Origin of the sequence: Streptomyces sp. NPDC050732 (genome assembly GCF_040654255.1) — a bacterium.
Classification (GTDB): Bacteria; Actinomycetota; Actinomycetes; order Streptomycetales; family Streptomycetaceae; genus Streptomyces.
Genome location: NZ_JBFAHP010000011.1, coordinates 192,905 through 210,062, shown reverse-complemented (window position 1 = coordinate 210,062; position 17,158 = coordinate 192,905). Strand labels below are relative to the sequence as shown.

The 17,158-nt window shown below is 74.6% G+C and carries 12 protein-coding genes; 8 read left to right on the top strand and 4 right to left on the bottom strand.

Translation table 11 applies throughout. The annotated features are described in order from the left end of the window. The 5 genes from AB0H82_RS12995 to AB0H82_RS12975 form a co-directional block, all read left to right on the top strand. Nucleotides 1-1,760, top strand: a 1,760-nt coding sequence (locus AB0H82_RS12995; protein ID WP_362991879.1) for an Hsp70 family protein, incomplete at its 5' end; no start/stop codon positions are given. Then, nucleotides 1,757-3,772, top strand: a complete 2,016-nt coding sequence (locus tag AB0H82_RS12990; RefSeq protein WP_362991877.1) for an Hsp70 family protein — start codon at nt 1,757-1,759, stop codon at nt 3,770-3,772. The genes AB0H82_RS12995 and AB0H82_RS12990, both read left to right, overlap by 4 nt. Nucleotides 3,773-3,836: 64 nt before the next feature. Beyond that, entirely contained in the window at nt 3,837-5,408 is a 1,572-nt protein-coding gene (locus tag AB0H82_RS12985) for a hypothetical protein (protein WP_362991875.1), read from the top strand. Next, on the top strand, nt 5,405-5,902 hold the full coding sequence (locus AB0H82_RS12980; RefSeq protein ID WP_362991873.1) for a hypothetical protein: 498 nt from the start codon (nt 5,405-5,407) through the stop codon (nt 5,900-5,902). Before AB0H82_RS12985 ends, AB0H82_RS12980 begins: the two co-directional genes overlap by 4 nt. 3 nt (nt 5,903-5,905) lie before the next feature. After that, nucleotides 5,906-8,020 carry a hypothetical protein gene (locus tag AB0H82_RS12975; RefSeq protein ID WP_362991871.1) on the top strand — a complete coding sequence of 705 codons (2,115 nt, stop codon included), beginning with the start codon at nt 5,906-5,908 and terminating at the stop codon, nt 8,018-8,020. A gap of 33 nt (nt 8,021-8,053) precedes the next feature. On the opposite strand, the gene AB0H82_RS12970 is transcribed toward AB0H82_RS12975, so the two are convergent. From AB0H82_RS12970 to AB0H82_RS12955, 4 genes are all read right to left on the bottom strand, one after another. Then, nucleotides 8,054-9,403, bottom strand: a complete 1,350-nt coding sequence (locus AB0H82_RS12970; RefSeq protein WP_362991869.1) for a serine/threonine-protein kinase — start codon at nt 9,401-9,403, stop codon at nt 8,054-8,056. A 25-nt stretch (nt 9,404-9,428) separates the two neighbouring features. Then, nucleotides 9,429-10,343, bottom strand: a complete 915-nt coding sequence (locus AB0H82_RS12965) for a protein phosphatase 2C domain-containing protein (protein ID WP_362991867.1) — start codon at nt 10,341-10,343, stop codon at nt 9,429-9,431. Beyond that, nucleotides 10,340-10,999, bottom strand: coding sequence for a tellurium resistance protein (locus tag AB0H82_RS12960; RefSeq protein WP_362991895.1), 660 nt, complete (start codon nt 10,997-10,999; stop codon nt 10,340-10,342). The genes AB0H82_RS12965 and AB0H82_RS12960 overlap by 4 nt, the downstream gene beginning before the upstream one ends. Nucleotides 11,000-11,103: 104 nt before the next feature. Next, on the bottom strand, nt 11,104-13,494 hold the full coding sequence (locus tag AB0H82_RS12955; protein WP_362991865.1) for a GTPase-associated protein 1-related protein: 2,391 nt from the start codon (nt 13,492-13,494) through the stop codon (nt 11,104-11,106). A gap of 201 nt (nt 13,495-13,695) precedes the next feature. On the opposite strand from AB0H82_RS12955, the gene AB0H82_RS12950 reads away from it, so the two are divergent. Genes AB0H82_RS12950 through AB0H82_RS12940 form a run of 3 tightly spaced genes read left to right on the top strand, consistent with a single transcriptional unit; the run spans nt 13,696 to nt 17,158 of the window. Next, nucleotides 13,696-14,538 carry an alpha/beta hydrolase gene (locus AB0H82_RS12950; protein ID WP_362991863.1) on the top strand — a complete coding sequence of 281 codons (843 nt, stop codon included), beginning with the start codon at nt 13,696-13,698 and terminating at the stop codon, nt 14,536-14,538. Then, on the top strand, nt 14,535-15,836 hold the full coding sequence (locus AB0H82_RS12945; RefSeq protein ID WP_362991861.1) for a cytochrome P450: 1,302 nt from the start codon (nt 14,535-14,537) through the stop codon (nt 15,834-15,836). Before AB0H82_RS12950 ends, AB0H82_RS12945 begins: the two co-directional genes overlap by 4 nt. Nucleotides 15,837-15,895: 59 nt before the next feature. Continuing rightward, a complete protein-coding gene (locus AB0H82_RS12940) occupies nt 15,896-17,158 on the top strand; it encodes a DUF1266 domain-containing protein (protein WP_362991859.1) in 1,263 nt (420 codons plus the stop codon).

Sequence of the window (17,158 nt, the reverse complement as noted above, 5' to 3'; positions counted from 1 at the left end):
GGCTGGTCAGGGACGCCTCGCGGGTCCTCGGCGAGCCCGTGACGCACGCCGTGATCACCGTGCCCGCCTACTTCCGGGACGCGCAGCGGGCGGCCCCGCGCGAGGCCGCGGAGAAGGCGGGCCTGGTGGTGAAGAAGATCGTCGACGAGCCGACGGCGGCCGCGGTCGCCTTCGGCCTGCACAAGCCGGGCGGGGCACGCAGCCGGGTCCTCGTCTACGACCTGGGCGGCGGCACCTTCGACATCTCGATCCTCAACACGGTCAAGGACCAGGAGGGCCGGAGCCAGTTCCAGGTCCTGCGGGCGGCCGGGGACATCTGGCTGGGCGGCGACGACTTCGACCTGGCGATCGTGGAGCGGATCATCGCGTGGATGCGGGAGGAGCACCATGTGGATCCCACCGGGGACAAGGGCTTCCTGTTCCAGGCGAAGAAGGCCGCCGAGCGCGCCAAGCGTGAGCTGAACGACATGCCCGAGGCGTACATCGTGATCCCGGCGGCGTACCGCAGCGAGAACGGTGTCCTCGACGTCGAGATGAAGCTGACGCGCGCCGAGTTCCAGGGCATGATCGCGCCGCTGGTGGCCCGCACCATGGACCTGGTCCAGGAGTCCCTGGCCCGCTACGAACTCTCCACCGACGACATCTCCGACGTCCTGCTCGTCGGCGGCGGCACGCTCACCCGCCCGGTGTACGAGGCGGTCGAGGCGTTCTTCGGCGCGGACAAGGTCCGCAGGAACATCAACCCGATGGAGTGCGTCGCCTTCGGCGCGGGCGTGCTCGCCGAGACGCTGCGCGGCGTCGAGTGCTCGGACGCGGAGTGCGCCAAGGTCAACGAGTACGGCGCGGACGCCTGCGGAGCCTGCGGCCGCAGCCTGGCCGACGGGCGGTCCAAGGGCGACACGGGGCTGTACGAGTCGACGCCGATGGCGATGGGCATCGCCGCGATCAAGGGCAGCCAGCGCGACGTGTTCGTCGAGATCATCGAGGCCGGCTCGCCCTATCCGCTCTCCGAGCCGCGCCGGCGCACGTTCCACGCCACCGACAGCCGCCGCATCCGCGTGCCGGTCTACGAGGGCGACAGCAAGGTGGCGAGCGAGAACCACGAGCAGGGCGTCGTCGAGTTCGAGCTGCCGCAGGAGATCGAGGTCAACCGCCAGGTGGACGTCTCCTTCAACTACTCGGCGGACCGCATCATCACGGTGAAGATCTCGGTGCGCGGCACGGACATGGTCCACGAGGCCACTCCGAGCCGGGAGAAGCCGCGCACCCCGCCGCCCGAGCCCGTCGAGGAGCTGGACAGCGCGGTGCTGCGCGAACAGCTGGGCTACGCCGAGCGGGAGGCCGACCACTTCCTGAAGCGGTACGGGCCCTACATCGAACCGGTGCAGGCGATGAAGGTGCGCCGCGACATCGAGCAGGCGCAGCGGGCGGTCGCGATGGGCGACAGCGGCGAGTACAAGCGGCTCACCGAGCTGCTCCTCGACGACATGTACCGGCAGTGCGGTCTGGCCAGCCAGTTCCGGCAGGCCGAGCTCGCCTCCGAGGGCGCGCCTCCGGAGACGGTCCGGCAGATCAACGAAGCAGTCGAGTACGTCAAACAGGCCCACCGGCAGGGCAACAGCGTCGGCACCGCCCAGCAGGCCCGCAACCTCGTGAACCTGGTGGCGGTCGCCCAGTCCGAACGGGCCGTGCCGACGCTGCCCGACAGGCCGGACTACGAGGGCATCCTGCGGTTCGCCGAAGAGACGGCAGGCGGATGACACAGGCACGGCCTGCGGCGGGGGCGGCGGCCCCCGTCAGCCTCGGCATCGACTTCGGCGCCACGGGCATCCGCGCGCTCCACGCGCTGCCGAACGGGCCGGGGCGGCGGCTCGACGCGGAGTGGGGCGACGGGCCGTGGCTGCTGTGCGAACCGGCCGACGTGGGCGAGCTGCCCGTGACCTTCCCGAGCCTCAAGAGCCGCCTGGGCAGCGGACGTCCGGTGCACATCGGGGGCAAGCCGGTCGACGCCGACCGGATCGTGGTGCGCCTGCTCCGGTCCGTACGGGAGCGGGTGGAGGCGGCGGCGCCGGGGCGCGTGGCCCAGACCGTGATCAGTGTGCCCGCGCGCTTCGGCTCGGCGCAGCGGGCGGCGCTGCGGGACGCGGCGCGCGAGGCGGGCCTCGACCCGACGCGGCTCGTCAGCGACTCCATGGCCGCGGTCATCGGCCACATGACGGACCGGGACAGCGGGACGTGCCTGGTCTACGGCATGGGGTACGAGGGGTACGAGCTCGGTCTGATCCGCAGTGTCCGCGGCCACTTCCGCTCCCTCGGCTACGAGGGCGGCGCGACATCGGGAGGGCGCGCGTTCGACGCGGAGACGCTGTCGACGGCGGTGCGGCTGCTGCGCAGAGACCGTGGCGCGGCCTCGGTCACCGGGGTCGACGCGGCCGTGTGGCAGGGGCTTCGCGCGCGCGGGCAGGAGGCACGGGAGGCGCTCGGCGTGCCGGGCGGCCCGGAGGCGGCGGTGCTCGACCTGGAGCTGGGCGCCGGGCCACCGCTCTGGGTACGGTTCGCGCGGCCCGACCTCGACGCGTATCTGGACCGGCACGTGGGGCGCACCCTCGACCGGGCCCAGGCGCTGCTCGACCAGTCCGGGATGACGTCGGCGGACGTGGACACGCTGCTGCTCGTGGGCGGCAACACCCGGATGGAGCAGGTGCGTTCGCGGGTCGCGGGGCTCGGCGGGCAGAGCGTGCAGGCGCCGCCCGAACTCCTCGCGCTCGGCGCCCTGAAGCACGCGGTGCGCCTCGCGGGCGGCGCGGCGTCCGCCGGCCCCGCCGCCCTGGAGGAGGGCCCGCTGGAACCGTCCGGCTCGGCCCAGGACACCCTCTCCGACGCGCCGCCGCTCACGGCGACACTGGTGGGTCTTGAGGAACGGGGGCCGGAGCCGGACCCTCCCGCGGACCCGCGGCTCCCGGGTGAGCCGGGGGCCGTACGTGACGCGGGGGCCGTACGTGACACAGGTCCCATAGGCGGTCACGTAAGCGACCCGGGTGCCGTACGCGAGGTCCACGCTCCCCGCGACATGGGACAGGCGCGGCTGCTCGTCCGGCAGGGGCGACAGACGGAGGCCGCCGCACTGCTGCGCGGGATCATCGCCGAGGCGCGGGAGCTCCTCGACGGCCTGGACCGCCCTTCCCCACCGCCCCCCGACCCCGAACCCTCCACCCCCGAACCGCCCGCCCCCGACACCGCCCCGCCCCCCGCGACGGCCCGGCCTCCGCTCCCGGCCGCCGGGCCCGCCTCCGGACCGGCCCTCGACCACGTGTCGCGGCGCCGGCTCGCCCGCGCCCGGGCCCTCCTGTCGCTCGGCCGGTACGACCACGCGGTGCAGGCCGCGCACCTCGCGTGGCAGGACGCGGCGACCAGGCCGACCGGCGCCGACATGCTGGACGCGATGATCGACGTGCACTGCGCGGCCGCGATGGCGGACATGGCGCCCGAGCACTTCGCCGACGCCGAGCGGTGGCTCAACTGCGCGTACAACCACGACCCGACGAACGTGCGCGTACGCGGCCTGCTCGCCGAACGCACCTTCCGGCACGCCGTGGAACTGGACCGGCGCGGTGCGCGGGATGAGGCGATAGAGGCCCTCGGGAAGTGCCTCACGTGGGATCCTGAACGCGCCGATGCGGACGCGCTGATGCGGCGGTTGAACCGTGACGGCAGGAACCGGCGCGGCAGGGGGGACGTCCTCGGGCAGAGACCCCTCGATCCGCCCACGTGAAGCGCTCCGCAGACACTCCACAAGCACGCCGCAGGCCAGGTCCGCAAGTCAGGGAGGGTTCCGTTTGACGCCCGCACAACTGCTCGACAAAGCCTTGGTCGTCAAGGAGTTGCGGCGGCTGGCGGTGCTGCCCGCGCTCGCGCCGCGATCGGCCGAACTGACCGTGCTGCACCAGGACTTGAGCTCCGACAACCAGCTCGACCGGTGGGCGGAGATCGACCTCGTCCAGGCCTATGTACGCCCGGAGAGCGTCCGGGTCTCCCCCGACCGGCGGCCGGGGCGGCACGACCGGCTGCTGGAGGCGGCCCTCGGGGTGCTCGTCTTCGTACCACTCCTGATCACCTGGTTCGGCCTCCGGGAGGCCGTGCGCGCGTACGGGGAGCTCGCCGATGAAGACCCCGAGCAGTCCACGCGCCCCTTCCTGCAGCTGTGGCAGTCCGGCTTCGGCGGGCACCTCTCGTCGCTCGGGCGCTTCGAGAACGTGGCCCTGATGGCGGTCCTCCTGATCGCCCTGCTCGTGGGGCTCTCCGGGTGGCACGCGCGCGTGCGGCTGCGCTCCGAGCGTGCCGACGACGCGCGGGAGGCGGCGGAGGACCGGCTGCTCGCGGAGCTGGCGTCGGTGCTCACGCGCACGCAGATGCTGCTCGCTTCGCACCGCAGCGCGTCGCCGCAGCAGTTCACCGCGGAGCTGACGAAGGCCGCCCTGAAGATGCAGCAGCTGACGACCAGGGCGGAGCGGAGCCACAACGCGCTCACCGGCGCCACGGCGTCGGTCAGCCAGGCCACCGACGCGCTCAAGCAGGCGGCGCAGTCCCTCACGAAGGAGGTGCCGAAACTCGGCGACGCGGCGGACCGCATCAACACCACGCTGCGCACCGGCACGGAGGAGACCGCCAAGGCGGGCCGGGCCAACGCGCTCGCGGCCCGCGGGATCGCCGACCACGTCAAGGCGGCGGGCGACACGGTCGAGGCGTCCCTCAAGGCCCTGGTCGCGGCCCAGCAGTCGCTCGTCACCAAGTCCGAGTCGGTGGCGAAGGCGACCGAGCTGGCCTCGCAGGCCCTGGTGACGAGCACCGGGCGCACGGGCGACGCGGTGGACGGCATGCGCGAGGCCACGGAGCGCTGGGACGCTGCGGCGGCCCACTGGCAGGACGCCGCCGCCCGCCTCGACGCCCGCATGGACACGCTGGCGGGCGCACTGCCTCCGCTGTCGCCGCGGGGCGGGACGTACGGGGCGGGCGCCGGGACGTACGGCGGGGGCGGCGCGGCACACGGCGGGAGCGACGGGGCGTACGGCGCGGGCGGCGCGGCACACGGCAGGAGCGACGGGACGCACGGCGCGGGTGAAGCGGCCTATGGCGGAGGCGACGGGGCGTACGGCGCGGGTGGAGGGGGCTACGGCAGCAACGGCGGTTCCGTGAACGGCGGGAGCCGCTCGCCCGACGCGGCGTACGCCAACCACCGCTCCGGAGAGGGCAGTTCGGTGCCGGCGCCGAGTCCGTCCCTCGACACGCCCCTCGACACACCGCTGGACCCGCCGCTGGAGCCGTCATCGGATACGTCGCCGGACGCGCCGCTCGATCCGCCGACGACGCGCCTGCCGCCGCCGGGGCCGCGGGACGGGGGCGCCGCGTGAGCCGAGGCGGCCGGGCCCCGCGGCGGCGGCGCGGCGGCCGGCCCGGGGTCGTGGTGCTCGCGGGGTGGCTCTTCGCCGACCTGCTGCTCGTGCTCGCGCTGGTGTCGATGGCCGACCGGCCCGACCCCCAGGCCGACGACCGTCCCGGGCCCCGCCCGTCGAAGAGCGGCTCGGCCACCCCCACCCCGACGGGCCCGCGCGCGGTGGACCGCCACCCCCGGGAGTTCGAGGTGGCGGGCCGGAACAAGGGCGACCTCGTCGAGCAGATCAGGAAGGACACCCGCAAGTGGGCGGGGCGCGAGGCCGCGCTCGTCCTCACCTTCGGCGGCAGTTCGAACGGCACGGCCTACGCCCACCGCGTCAACGGCCTGCTCGGCAAGGCCCGACCGGAGATGTTCACCGAGAAGACGGCGACGGACGACTACCACAGCCTCGGCAAGCCCGCGGAATCCGCGGTGGTCCGCGTCTACTTCTACACCGCGCCCGGCGGCTGAGCCATGGCGGTCCTGCGTCCCGGTGAGCACCCGAAGGCGAGCGGCGCACGCCCGCCGCTGCCCGTCCTGCCCCGCTGCCCCGGCCTGCGCGGCTACACCCAACTACACGACGCCCTGCGCCAGTTGAGCTTTCGGCACGCGGCGGACGTCCTGCGCGCACCGACCCCCGCCCCCGCGCACGACGCCGTCTTCGGCACGCTCCCCAAGGCCCGTGCGGACGACGGCTTCCGCGTCCTCGACGGGCTCTGGTTCCCGGGCCGCGGCGGTCTCTGGCACCGCGTCGACCTGCCCTTCGTCCGGCGGGCACGCGGCCGGTGGCTGTCCTCGTCGGATCCGCGCGCCGACACCGCGGCGGCCGTGATGGACACGCTGGAGACCCTGGTGCGGGACGACGCGATGGGGCTGCGGCGCCTAGTCCTGTGGGAGGTGTGCTGCCTCCTCAGGGACGGCGGCGAGCGGCCCGGCGAGGCCGACGCCGTCGCCCTCGGCGTGCACCGCAGCGAGGCGGGGCCGCTCGCCTCGGCCGTCGCCGCCGGGTTCCCCGCGACCGGTCCCGCCCGGCATGCCGCCGAGACCCTCAACGACGTGTGGCCCGGCGTGCGGCTGCGCGAGGCGGAGCGGCTCGTGGCGCGGCTCCCGCACGCGTCTGAGTACCCCGACGGGCCGGCCGACCACCGCCTGACCGCACTCGTCGACGGCGTCCGCGCGCGGGCCGCCGAGGTCGGGCGGCTCGCCGCCGATGCCGCCACCGCGGAGGCCACCGGCGCACTGCGGACGGCCGCCGACACCTGGCTCGGCGCGCTCCGCCTGGCCAGGGACGACCCGCGGGCCCAGGCGGGCCTGCTGCGCGTCGCCGCGCATCTCGCCGACGACCCCTTCACCCCGGCGGATGCACGGGTGACGGCCGTGACCGACGACCGTGCCGTACGCCTGTCCTGGTGCGGGCCCGAGCGCGGCAGCCGCCTCGGCGACGTCTCGTACCGCGTGCTCCGCTTCCCCGAAGGGGCCCCGGACCTGGCCGTCGAGACGGCGCCGGGCGAGACCGGCCTCAACTCCGTCGACGGGGACGCGCCCGTCGGCCGGCCCCTGCGGTACGCCGTCGTCCCGCTGCGCGGGGACCGCCTCGCCGGCGTGCCGCGCGCGACCGCCCCGGTGCTGCTCACCCCGGTGGTGACGGAGCCGCGCGCCGACGTCGTGCCGGGCGGGGTGCGGCTGCGGTGGCGGCCCGACCCGGCCGCGGCCGAGGTGCGGGTGACGCGGTCGGGAACCGGGGAGGACACCGGCGGCTGGGGCGCGTCGTCCTTGGTGCGGGTGCCGTGCGAGCACGACCGGGCGCTCGACGTGCCGCTCGCCCCGGGCACGTACACGTACGAAGTGCGCTGCGGCTACCGCGATCCGGACGGCGGCCTCGTCTGGTCCCGCGGTGTGACCGTCACCGCCCGCGCCGAGCAGTGGCCGTCACCGGTGGAGGAGCTCACCGTGCGGCGGCACCCGGACAGCGAGCGGGTGACCGTCGCCTGGCGGCCGCCCGCACTCGGTGACGGCCTGCTCCTGCCGTGGACGGCGGGCCCCGTCGAGCCGGGCACGGACGTCTCCGACGTCGTGGGGCTCTTGGACCGGATCCCGGCGACCGCGGTGGGCGCCGAGTCGCACGTCGAGCTGGCGCCCGCGCCCGAGCAGCGGGTCAGGGTCACGGCGGTGAGCGTCCTGGGCGAGCGGGCGGTGTCGGGCCCCAGCGTCATCATCGAACACCCGGCGCGCATCGGCGGGTTGAGGGTACGGAGGGTCGCCGCCGACCGCGCCGAGCTGCACTTCGACTGGCCGGAGCCGGCGGTCCTGGTGCGCGCGGCGTGGACCGACGGGCGGCGGGGCGGAGAACGGCGCGTCGCGCGCAGCACCCACCGCGCCGGACACCCCGTCGTCCTCCCCGTCACGGCGGCGGAGTGCACCGTCACGGTGACCCCGCTCCCCCGGCCCGACGCGGTGGCGATCCCCCCTGCCCCGGCCAGCGCCACCCTGCCCGCGGCTCCCCCGCCGCCACCGCCGCCCCCGCCGCCGCCCGCCCTGTCCCGCTGGACCACGTGGTGGCGCCGGCGCTGGCCCCGCCGACGCCCCTGATGAGGGAGGCGGGACCGCCTCACTCCTTCCGCCTCACTCCTTCACCACCGCCTCCGTCCCGCCCCCGAACTCGATGAGGAGGCCCGAGCGGAGAGCGATGGTCTTGCCGGGGTCGACGTCCCGTACCGTGCCGTCGTCCTTGCGGGCCGTCCAGACGGACCTGGTCCGGTTGGTGAGGCCGAAGCGGCCGCGCTGCTGGGGGTGTTCGGTGACCTCGCCGACCACGGCGGAGAAGTCGTGGCGGTCGGGGTCGTCGCGCAGGTGGTGGGCGTAGACGCGGGCGCTCGGGGCGAGGCGGATGCCGCGCCGGGTGCGGAGCGAACCCGTGCCGGTGACCAGTTCGAGGCGGGGCGGCAGCGTCAGGGTGGTGCGGCACTTCCAGCAGTTGGGGGGCGCGCCGTCGGGCTGGGTGAGGTTCTGCTTGCCGCAGGCGCCGCACTGGGTGATGGCGTCGAGGACCTGGCTGAGCGCGTCGCGCCACACCGTCTCGCGCACCCGCTGCGTGGGGTTGTTCAGGCCCGTGGTGAACGTGTGGACGAACAGGTCGCGCAGGATCTGCGGCAGCGCGCCCCACGTCGCCACGACGGTCGGCTGCTCGCCGGGCACCGGGCGGTTGCGGGTGTCGGCCGGGTCGTAGACGAAGACCGGGTCGGTGCCGTACAGGCGGCGTTTGGCGGCCTCGTCCATGCAGCGGATGTTCAGGGCGAGGGCGCCGTTGAACGGGTGGTCGTTCATCAGGAGCAGGAAGAGCAACACGGCCAGGGAGTGCAGGTCGGTCTGGGTGCCGGGCTCCTTGCCCTTGTCGCCGCGGACCAGCTCGGGCGCCATGAAGTCCATGGTGCCCGCGACGGCCGCCTCGGCGCCCTCCACGACGGCGTTGTCGTTGTCGCAGATCAGAACGTCGCCGGTGCGCGGGTCGAAGAAGATGTTGCCCCAGTTGATGTCGCGGTAGGCGATGCCGCGGGAGTGCAGGGCGCGGTAGGCCTCGACGGTGTGCAGCGCCACCGTCACCAGGGTGCGCATCGTCGCGGACGCCACCGAGGGGTCGCGGCGGAAGAGCGCGGGCAGGTCGCAGAAGCGCGCGGGCCGTACGTCCATGAGGTAGCCGAAGCCGGGCTGCTTGCCCTCGGGGTCCATGACGAGGGAGCGGGGCCACAGGAAGCGGGGGTCGTCCCAGCCCTTGGCGATGAGCCCTTCGAGGATCTCCCGCTGGCGGGCGTCCGCCAGCTGGGGGTAGTACCACTTGACCGCGCGGTCCCCGGTGGCCGTCCGGACGCGGTAGACCTCGCCCTGGCCGCCGGAGCCGAAGAGGTCGGCGACCTTGAGCTTCTCCCCCGACTCGGCCACCAGGGTCTTCCCGGCGGCGAGCATGCCGTTCACCATTCTGTTCCTGCTCCTCTCTCTGTCCTCAAGGCTGCTGCCCTTGCAGTTCGTCGGTGCGCTGTGGGGGCACCGCTATGGCGCCCACGAGGGTGGTGTCGTCCCCGGAATACTTGGCGGCCCGCCCGAGCCAGTCCGGGAGCTGGGCCTGCACCGCCGCCACGCCCTGTTCCGCGGCGCGGTCGCCGAGGCCGGTGGCGAAGTCCAGGAATCCCTGGTGGTCGGCGAAGCTCTTGGAGAGCCCGTCGGTGGAGAGCAGCACGCACGGCGGCGCGCCGCCGGTGAAGGGCTGCCAGTGCGACCGCATCTTGCGCCAGGGCTCCGGCTCGCAGAGCGAGTCGGTCTCGTCTCCCATGTCGGGTCCGGTGGAGAGCGGGGTGTGCGGGACACCGCGGTCGTCGACGAGCACGATGTCGCCGTCCCCCAACTGCCAGCAGAACAGGGTGTGTTCGGTCAGTACGGCGCCGATGAGGGTGCTGCCGTACGCGGCGAGGTCCGGGGCCTGCGGGCGTCCGCCGCGACCGGCCCGGCCCTGTGCCGCTAGCCGCCGGGCGCCGTGGGCGGGCGAGTTGCTGTCGTACAGGACGGCGCGCTCGCGCCAGCGGTGCCCGACCTGCTGCGGCAGCCGCCGGGCCTCCTCGCGCAGCACGGGCCACCCCGCCGCGTCGTCGCCGACGCGTGCGGCCTCGCGCGCGAAGGCCTCCGCGCACCGGGTGAACTCCTCGACCGCCCAGTACGCGCCGAGGTCGCTGCGGAAGTGCGCGGCGCTGCCGTGCCCGTCGGCGACCGCGAGGACGGCCGCGCGGCCCCCGGCCACGGGCAGGGCGGCGCCGCGGTCCTGGCTGTACTTCTTCGCCACGCCCTTGACCGCGCCGCTGAGCAGCGCCCAGGGCCCCACCGCCGGCTCTGGCTCCGGCCCGGTCTTCGTCTCCGGTCCGGTCACCAGATGTCGTCTTCGCCCTTGGTCAGCGACGGCACGTCGAGCGGCGTCGCGGGCTTCGCGCCGTCGTCGACCTTGGGGGTGGAGGCGTCCTTGACGACCGCGGTGGACATCCAGCGGATGGCGGCGGCGAGCTGGCGCGGGTTCTTCGCCTGCAGGGGCTCCAGTTCGGGGTTGCCGAGGAACTCCTTGAGCATGCTCTTGTCGGCGTCGTCGCCGATGGCCACCGCGACGCGGACGGCCCGCTTGCCCCACGGTGTGGCGTCGATGGCGCGCAGTCCGGCCCGCCAGTCGTCGGTGGGCTGTCCGTCGGAGGCGAGCGCGAGGACGGGCGGCAGGGCGCGCTGCGGCATCGGCGGGGTCTGCAGCGCGCCGGCCGCCAGCTTGAACGCGGCGCCCATGTCCGTGCCGCCGTAGATGTGCACGTCCTCCCAGGTGAACCGGTCGACCGGGGTGGCATCGCCGACATGCCAGCTGGCGCCGCTCGCGAAGGTGATGGCGCGCACGAGGAGGGACGCGGCGGGGTTGGACTGGGCGGCCTGCTGCATTTCGGGGATGGCTTCGCGGATGGCGAAGTTCAGCTCGCCGATCTTGCCGTTCACCCCCATGGAGCCCGAGCAGTCGAGCATCCAGATGAAGTGCACGGGGCGGCTCGCCATGCTGCCGCCGGGGAAGTTGTCGACGACGGTCTCGCTGGTGTCGCTCACACTGGTCCTTTCGTGGGTTTCGGCAGGTGCTCAGCTCTGCTGCCGAGGGGCGGTCATCAGCTCTGTTCCTGGGCGACCCGGTGACGCCATGCCGTCCATTCCTGTACGTCCTGGCCCTCCCGCTGGAGGACGGTGGCCACCTGCCCGAGGTGATGGTGGTCGAGGTGCGCGAGGACGGGCGCGAGGGCCCGGTCGAGCAGTTCGGCGGCGGTGTCGCGCCAGTCCGCGCTGACGCCGTGCCGCCGCCGGGGCCGCCAGAGGTGGTAGTACGCGGCCAACTCGGCCGGTCTGCCGGGCAGTTCGCGTACGAGACGGTCGCGGGTCCGCTCGTCGATGAGGTGCGCGCGGTAGGACCGCAGCAGGTCGGGGCCCGCGGCGACGAGGATCTGCAGTCCGTGCTCGCACACGTCGAGCGGGTTGGCCCCGGCGAGGGCGCGGCCCACCCGCTCGTCGACCCCCTGCCGCAGGACCGTGCCGAGCGGCGGCACCTTCCTGCCGAGCTCCCGGAGGCGGCCGGCGGACTCCCTGGTCACGGCGAGCCGCCCGTCGGCGAGGTCCTGGGCGGTCACGAGGAGGTCGGCGGTGTCGCGGTCCTGGGCGCCCAGCTTGCCGTCCTCGCGCATAGCCCGTGCGAACTCGACCAGTTCGAGGTCGCAGCGGTCGGGCTCCTTGAGCCAGCCCATGACGCGGCGGCCGAGGTCCGCCTCGACGATCAGGCGGGGGGTGCAGGTGCGGGCCACCCGGGGCTGTTCGGCGCGGTCCGGCGGGTCGTTGCGCCACACGATGCGCCAGAGGAGGCGCAGGGTCCTGGTGTCCTCGACCCGCTGTCCGGCGAGGAGTTCGGTGAGCCGCTCGAAGAGTTCGGCGCCGCGCAGCCGGTCCGGTGGGCCGCTCCAGTGGGCGGCGGCCGCGGCGAGGCGGACGGTGAGCGGCGCGTCGTCGATGTTGCGTCGCAGCCAGTCGCCCTGGGGGGAGTCGGCGAGGGCCCGCAGGCGGTCCAGTTTGCGTTCGGTGAAGTCCGCGATGAGCAGCCGCAGGACGCGGCGGGTGAAGGCGACGCTGTCGAGTTCGGTCAGGACCTGGACGGCCTGCGGGCAGTCGCGCCGTTCGGGGTGGAGCAGGGCGTCCGCGAGGCGGTCCATGGCCTTGGCGAGGCCTGCGCCGCCGTCGGCTCCCACGGCGAGGGCGAGCCGCAGCGGCTCCGTCCAGGTGGACATGGGGTCGCGGAGCCTGGCGCGCAGGGCGTCGTCGGCGCGGCCGCCGTACTCCTCGCGCAGTTCCCGCCAGGCCTCCTGGCCGAGCGGCAGTCCCTCGAAGGAGGCCAGGTCGGGCAGGGTGCCGCGGCCGCGGGACGCGTCGAGGCGGTGTTTGACGAGGGCGAGGGCGAGGGGCCGGGCGGCGAGGGCCTGGTCGCCGTCGAGTCCCCGGCAGAGCCGGTCGAGTTCGTCGAGGGTGCGGGGTTCGGCCTCTCCCCTGGTCACGCTCTGGGTGAAGGCGTCGATGACGGCGCGCAGGGAGTCGCCGCCGAGCCCGGCGAGTTCGGCGCCGGAGAGGGTGCCGGAGGGGGTGTCCGTGCCGGCGAGGCCCGCCGCTCCGGCGCTTCCTCCGGCGCTTCCTCCGCAGATCAGCGGGATGAGCGCGAAGGGGCCCTCCGGCCGTGCGGCCGCTCCGGGGGCGGGGCGCGGCGGGTTCCCGGCGAGCCACCGCTCGGCGGTCAGCCGGGCCCAGGCGTCGGGCTCGGCGGGCGGGCTCTCCGGCCCGCCCGTGCCGTCGTGCACGCGGTACAGGTACTCGACCGTGGCGTCGTCGGAGCGGTCGAACGCCGTGTCGGGGCCGGTGCCGATGATCTGCTGCGGGGCCCGGCGCGGGTCGGCGGTCCAGGTGGTGAACGTGAGTGCGGCGACGTACTCCTCGGGCAGTGAGGCGCAGGCGAGCGCGATCCAGCGGGCGACGGTCTCGGAGTCGTCCTCCACGAGGACGATCTGCCGTCCCGCGGGGTCCTCGAAGAGCCGGCGCACGTCGGCGAGGAAGGGCGCGACGCGGTCGGCGCGCGCCCGGGCGAACGTGACGAGGAGCTCGCGGTCGAAGTGCGCATCGGGCACGGGCAGTTCGGACTCGACGAACCCGGCGCCGAGCGTGTCGTCGGCGTCCGTCTCCCACTCCGCGGAGCGCCAGGTGTCGATCGGCCACACGGGCCCGGGCCCCGGGGTGTCGGCGCTCAGGTGCAGCGCTTCCACGCGCCGGCCGGGGAGGGCGGCGCACAGCAGCCGGCCGCCGTCCGGGAGCAGGCTGTAGCTCAGCTCGGTCCCGGCGCCTATGACGCGCGTGACGACGGCACGCAGCGCGTTCGCGTCCTCACAGGGGTCGTCGTGCGCGTCGGGGACAAGAAGGAGTGTTCCGGTGTCCGGCTCCTGACCGAGCCGGTAGCTGAGGCGGCGGATGGCCATGCCACATTCTGACCAACGGCGGCACCGCCCCGCAGGCCGTCCGCCAAGTTGCCTCCTGTCCCCCGGCGGGCCACTCGTACCTGGTCGAACACCGGGCGCACCGGCGCGCGCCCTTGCGCGGCATCGCGGTTGGGGACACCGTGGTCACGGTCCCGCACCGACCGGTGCCGTCCGGGACCTTCCCCGGCGATCGGAGTCGCTGTGCCTCCCTTCCTGCTCCCCCACACCCTGCTCGGCGAAGGCCCGCACAAGGTGATCGCGGTCCACGGCTGGTTCGCCGACCGGTCGGCGTACGGGCCGGTGCTCGCGGACCTGGACGGCGCGGCGTTCCAGTACGCGGTGGTGGACCTGCGCGGGTACGGCGAGGCGCGGGACGCCGTCGGCGCGTACACCACGGGCGAGGGCGCCGCCGACGTCCTCGACCTGGCCGACGGGCTCGGCTGGGAGCGGTTCTCGCTGATCGGGCACTCCATGGGCGGCAGCGTCGCCCAGCGCGTCCTGGCCGCGGCCCCGCACCGGGTGCGCCGCCTCGTCGGGGTGTCGCCCGTGCCCGCGAACGGCCTTCAACTCCCGCCGGAGCAGTGGGAGTTGTTCGCGTCGGCCGCGCACACCCCGGAGAACCGCCGCGCCATCCTCGACATCACCACGGGTGGCGTACGTCCGCGGGCCTGGCTCGACCGGATGGTGCGGCGCTCCCTGGAGGTCAGCGACGCGAAGGCGTTCCGCGCCTGGCTGGACTCGTGGGCGAACGACGACTTCCACACCGAGGTCGACGGTTCGCCCGTGGCCGCGCTCGCCGTCACCGGGGCCCTCGATCCCGCCCTGTCGGCGGACCTCATGCGCCGCACATGGCTGCGCTCGTACCCGCACGGCGAGCTCGCGGAGCTGCCGGGGGCCGGGCACTACGCGATGGACGAGGTGCCCCTCGAACTGATCCGCACGGTGGAGGACTTCCTGCGCGCGGAGGGCGACGCCGACGCGGGCGGCACCGCGGACCTGGACGGCACCCGGGACGGCGGCGACGGCCACGGCGGTGGCGCGTGAGCGTGCGCGACGCGCCCGCGACGACGCCGCCCGTGCCCGACGTCTTCGACCCCCGCCTGTACGCCGAAGGCGTCCCCCACGACCGCTACCGCGTGCTGCGCGACCACCACCCCGTGGCCCGGCAGGAGGAGCCCGCGGTGCTCGGCTGGCCCGCGGGCCCGGGGTTCTGGGCGGTCACCCGGCACGCGGACGTCGTACGCGTCCTGAAGGACCCGGCGACGTACTCCTCGCATCTGGGCGCCACCCAGATCCGCGATCCCGCCCCGGACGACCTGCCGTTCATCCGGCGCATGATGCTCAACCAGGATCCCGCCGCGCCGGGCGATGCGGGCCCCGCCGACCACGGCCGGCTGCGCAGGCTGGTCAGCCGCGCGTTCACGCCGCGCCGGATCGAGCGCTTCGAGGCGCGGGTGCGCGAGCGCGCCCGGACGCTCCTCGCGGCCGCCGTGGCGGGCGCCCGTGACGGCAACGGCACCTTCGACGTCGTCACCGCCGTCACCGACGAGTTCGCCCTGCTCAACCTCGCCGACCTGCTCGGCGTCCCGGCGTCCGACCGCGGCCTGCTGCTGCGCTGGACCCAGCGCGTCATCGGCTACCAGGACCCGGACGAGGCGGCGCCGCCCGTGCTCGGACCCGACGGGGAGCCCGTCAACCCCCGTTCGCCCGCGATGCTGCGCGACATGTTCGCGTACGCCCGGACGCTGGCCGCGCACAAACGCGAGCAGCCCGGCGACGACGTCCTGACCACGCTCGCCCACGACCCCGAACTCACCGCCGCCGAGCTGGAGATGTTCTTCTTCCTCCTCACCGTCGCGGGCAACGACACCGTGCGCAGCGCGGCGCCCGGCGGGCTGCTGGCGCTCGCGGAGAGCCCCGGCGAGTACGCGCGGCTGCGGGCCGGCACGGTCACCGCCGCCACCGCTGTGGAGGAACTGCTGCGCGCCCACCCGCCGGTGCTCAGCTTCCGGCGCACGGCGGCCCGCGACACCGAGCTGGCGGGGACACGCATCGCGGCCGGGGACAAGGTCGTCGTCTTCCACGCGTCCGCCCACCACGACGAGCGCGTCTTCACCGACCCGCACCGCCTCGACCTGTCGCGCGCGCCCAACCCGCACGTGGCGTTCGGCGACGGCCCGCACGTCTGCCTCGGCGCGCACTTCGCCCGGCTCCAACTGCGCGTGTTCCACGAGGAGTCGGTCCGCGCCCTGCCGCACCTGCGGCTCGCGGCACCGCCGCGCCGGCTGGTCTCGCACTTCATCAACGGTCTGAAGTCGCTGCGCCTGGCGGCGCCCGCGTAAGGTGCAAGATCGCGAAACCAGCGCAGCGCCCGAGCGGACCCGAGCGGAGAAGCACGCCCATGCACGACGACGAGCTCCACGACGAGGTCTTCCCCGACTTCCCCGCACCGGCGGACGGCAGCCCCTGGCAGGCGCCGGCCGACCTGGAGCAGCACCTGCACGAGCTGTGCGAGGCGGACGACGCCTACGGCTACTTGCGGGCGCTGGCCGTCGAGGGCCTGTACCGCCCGGTCCCGGCCACCGGGACCGAACGCGCCGACACCGAGAGCCCGTTGCTCACCGTCGACCTGCCGGACGGCAGGAAGGTCGCGCAGGTCTACACGGCGGGCGTGCTGCCCCGCCCGCATCCCTCGGTCGTCTACGAGTACGTCACGCTGGACTCGCTCGCCGTCGGCTGCCCGGACGACGTCGACTTCCTCGTCGTGAACGCGGCGACGCCGTGCCAGCAGTTCTATCTCACCACCGACGACGAGCGGGCGGTCTGGTCGGACCTGCACGACAAGCACCACCGCTCCGACGGCCTCGCGAACCGCGTCGACACCCGTCGCACGAGGACGCCCGCGCCCGGCAGCGCGCTCCTGCACGGCCTGGCGTGCGGCGCCCACCTGTGCTTCACCAACGGCGACGCCTGGAACACCGTCGACTGGCACGGCGCGGGGTACCACAACGAGCTCGGCCGGCTGGCGGAGTGGTGGGGCGTGCACGACCGCGACGACTGGCTGTCCCTCCAGGAGCGGCTGCTCACCCGTGAAGTGAGCCCCTGGTACTGGGACTTCGTCCTCGACGCCCGCACCGCCCTGGTCCGGCGGCACGGGCCCCGCGTCGACCCTGAGCTCTGGCGCGACGAGGTGGAGGCGACGCTGCGCCACCGGGCGGTGGAGACCGGCGGCCCCGACGAACCGCACCGCCCCGGCGAGGACGCCGAACTGGACCAGTTCGTCGCGCACCTGCGCGGCCTGGTCGGCAAGGTGCTCCGCTACGAGGCCCGCTTCCGCGCCGACGGGCTCCTGCCGCCCGACGGTCACGTCGCCACCGTCGCGGCCTGGGACATCGGCCGCGCCTCGAAGGTGGCCCGCTGGGGGCGCGGCGCCCGGTACGCCACCCACGCGGAGCTGATCAAGGCCCTGGAACGGGCCCCCGACGCCGCGCGCGCCGCGTACTCCTCCTGGGACACGTTCTCCGCGGGCTATGTCCTTGGCCGCTGCCTCCACTTCGACGAGGAGACGTTCGGCTCCTGGTACACGGACGTGCTGCGCGCCCACCGCGCCCTGACGACGGACCCGGACAGCCCTTGGCTGACGGTGCCGTTCCAGCGGGCGTAG

Coding starts and splice junctions, on each gene's coding strand:
- AB0H82_RS12990 (WP_362991877.1), top strand. CDS start 1,757: ATGACACAGGCACGGCCTGCGGCGGGGGCGGCGGCCCCCGTCAGCCTC.
- AB0H82_RS12975 (WP_362991871.1), top strand. CDS start 5,906: ATGGCGGTCCTGCGTCCCGGTGAGCACCCGAAGGCGAGCGGCGCACGC.
- AB0H82_RS12970 (WP_362991869.1), bottom strand. CDS start 9,403: ATGGTGAACGGCATGCTCGCCGCCGGGAAGACCCTGGTGGCCGAGTCG.
- AB0H82_RS12960 (WP_362991895.1), bottom strand. CDS start 10,999: ATGGCGAGCCGCCCCGTGCACTTCATCTGGATGCTCGACTGCTCGGGC.
- AB0H82_RS12955 (WP_362991865.1), bottom strand. CDS start 13,494: ATGGCCATCCGCCGCCTCAGCTACCGGCTCGGTCAGGAGCCGGACACC.
- AB0H82_RS12940 (WP_362991859.1), top strand. CDS start 15,896: ATGCACGACGACGAGCTCCACGACGAGGTCTTCCCCGACTTCCCCGCA.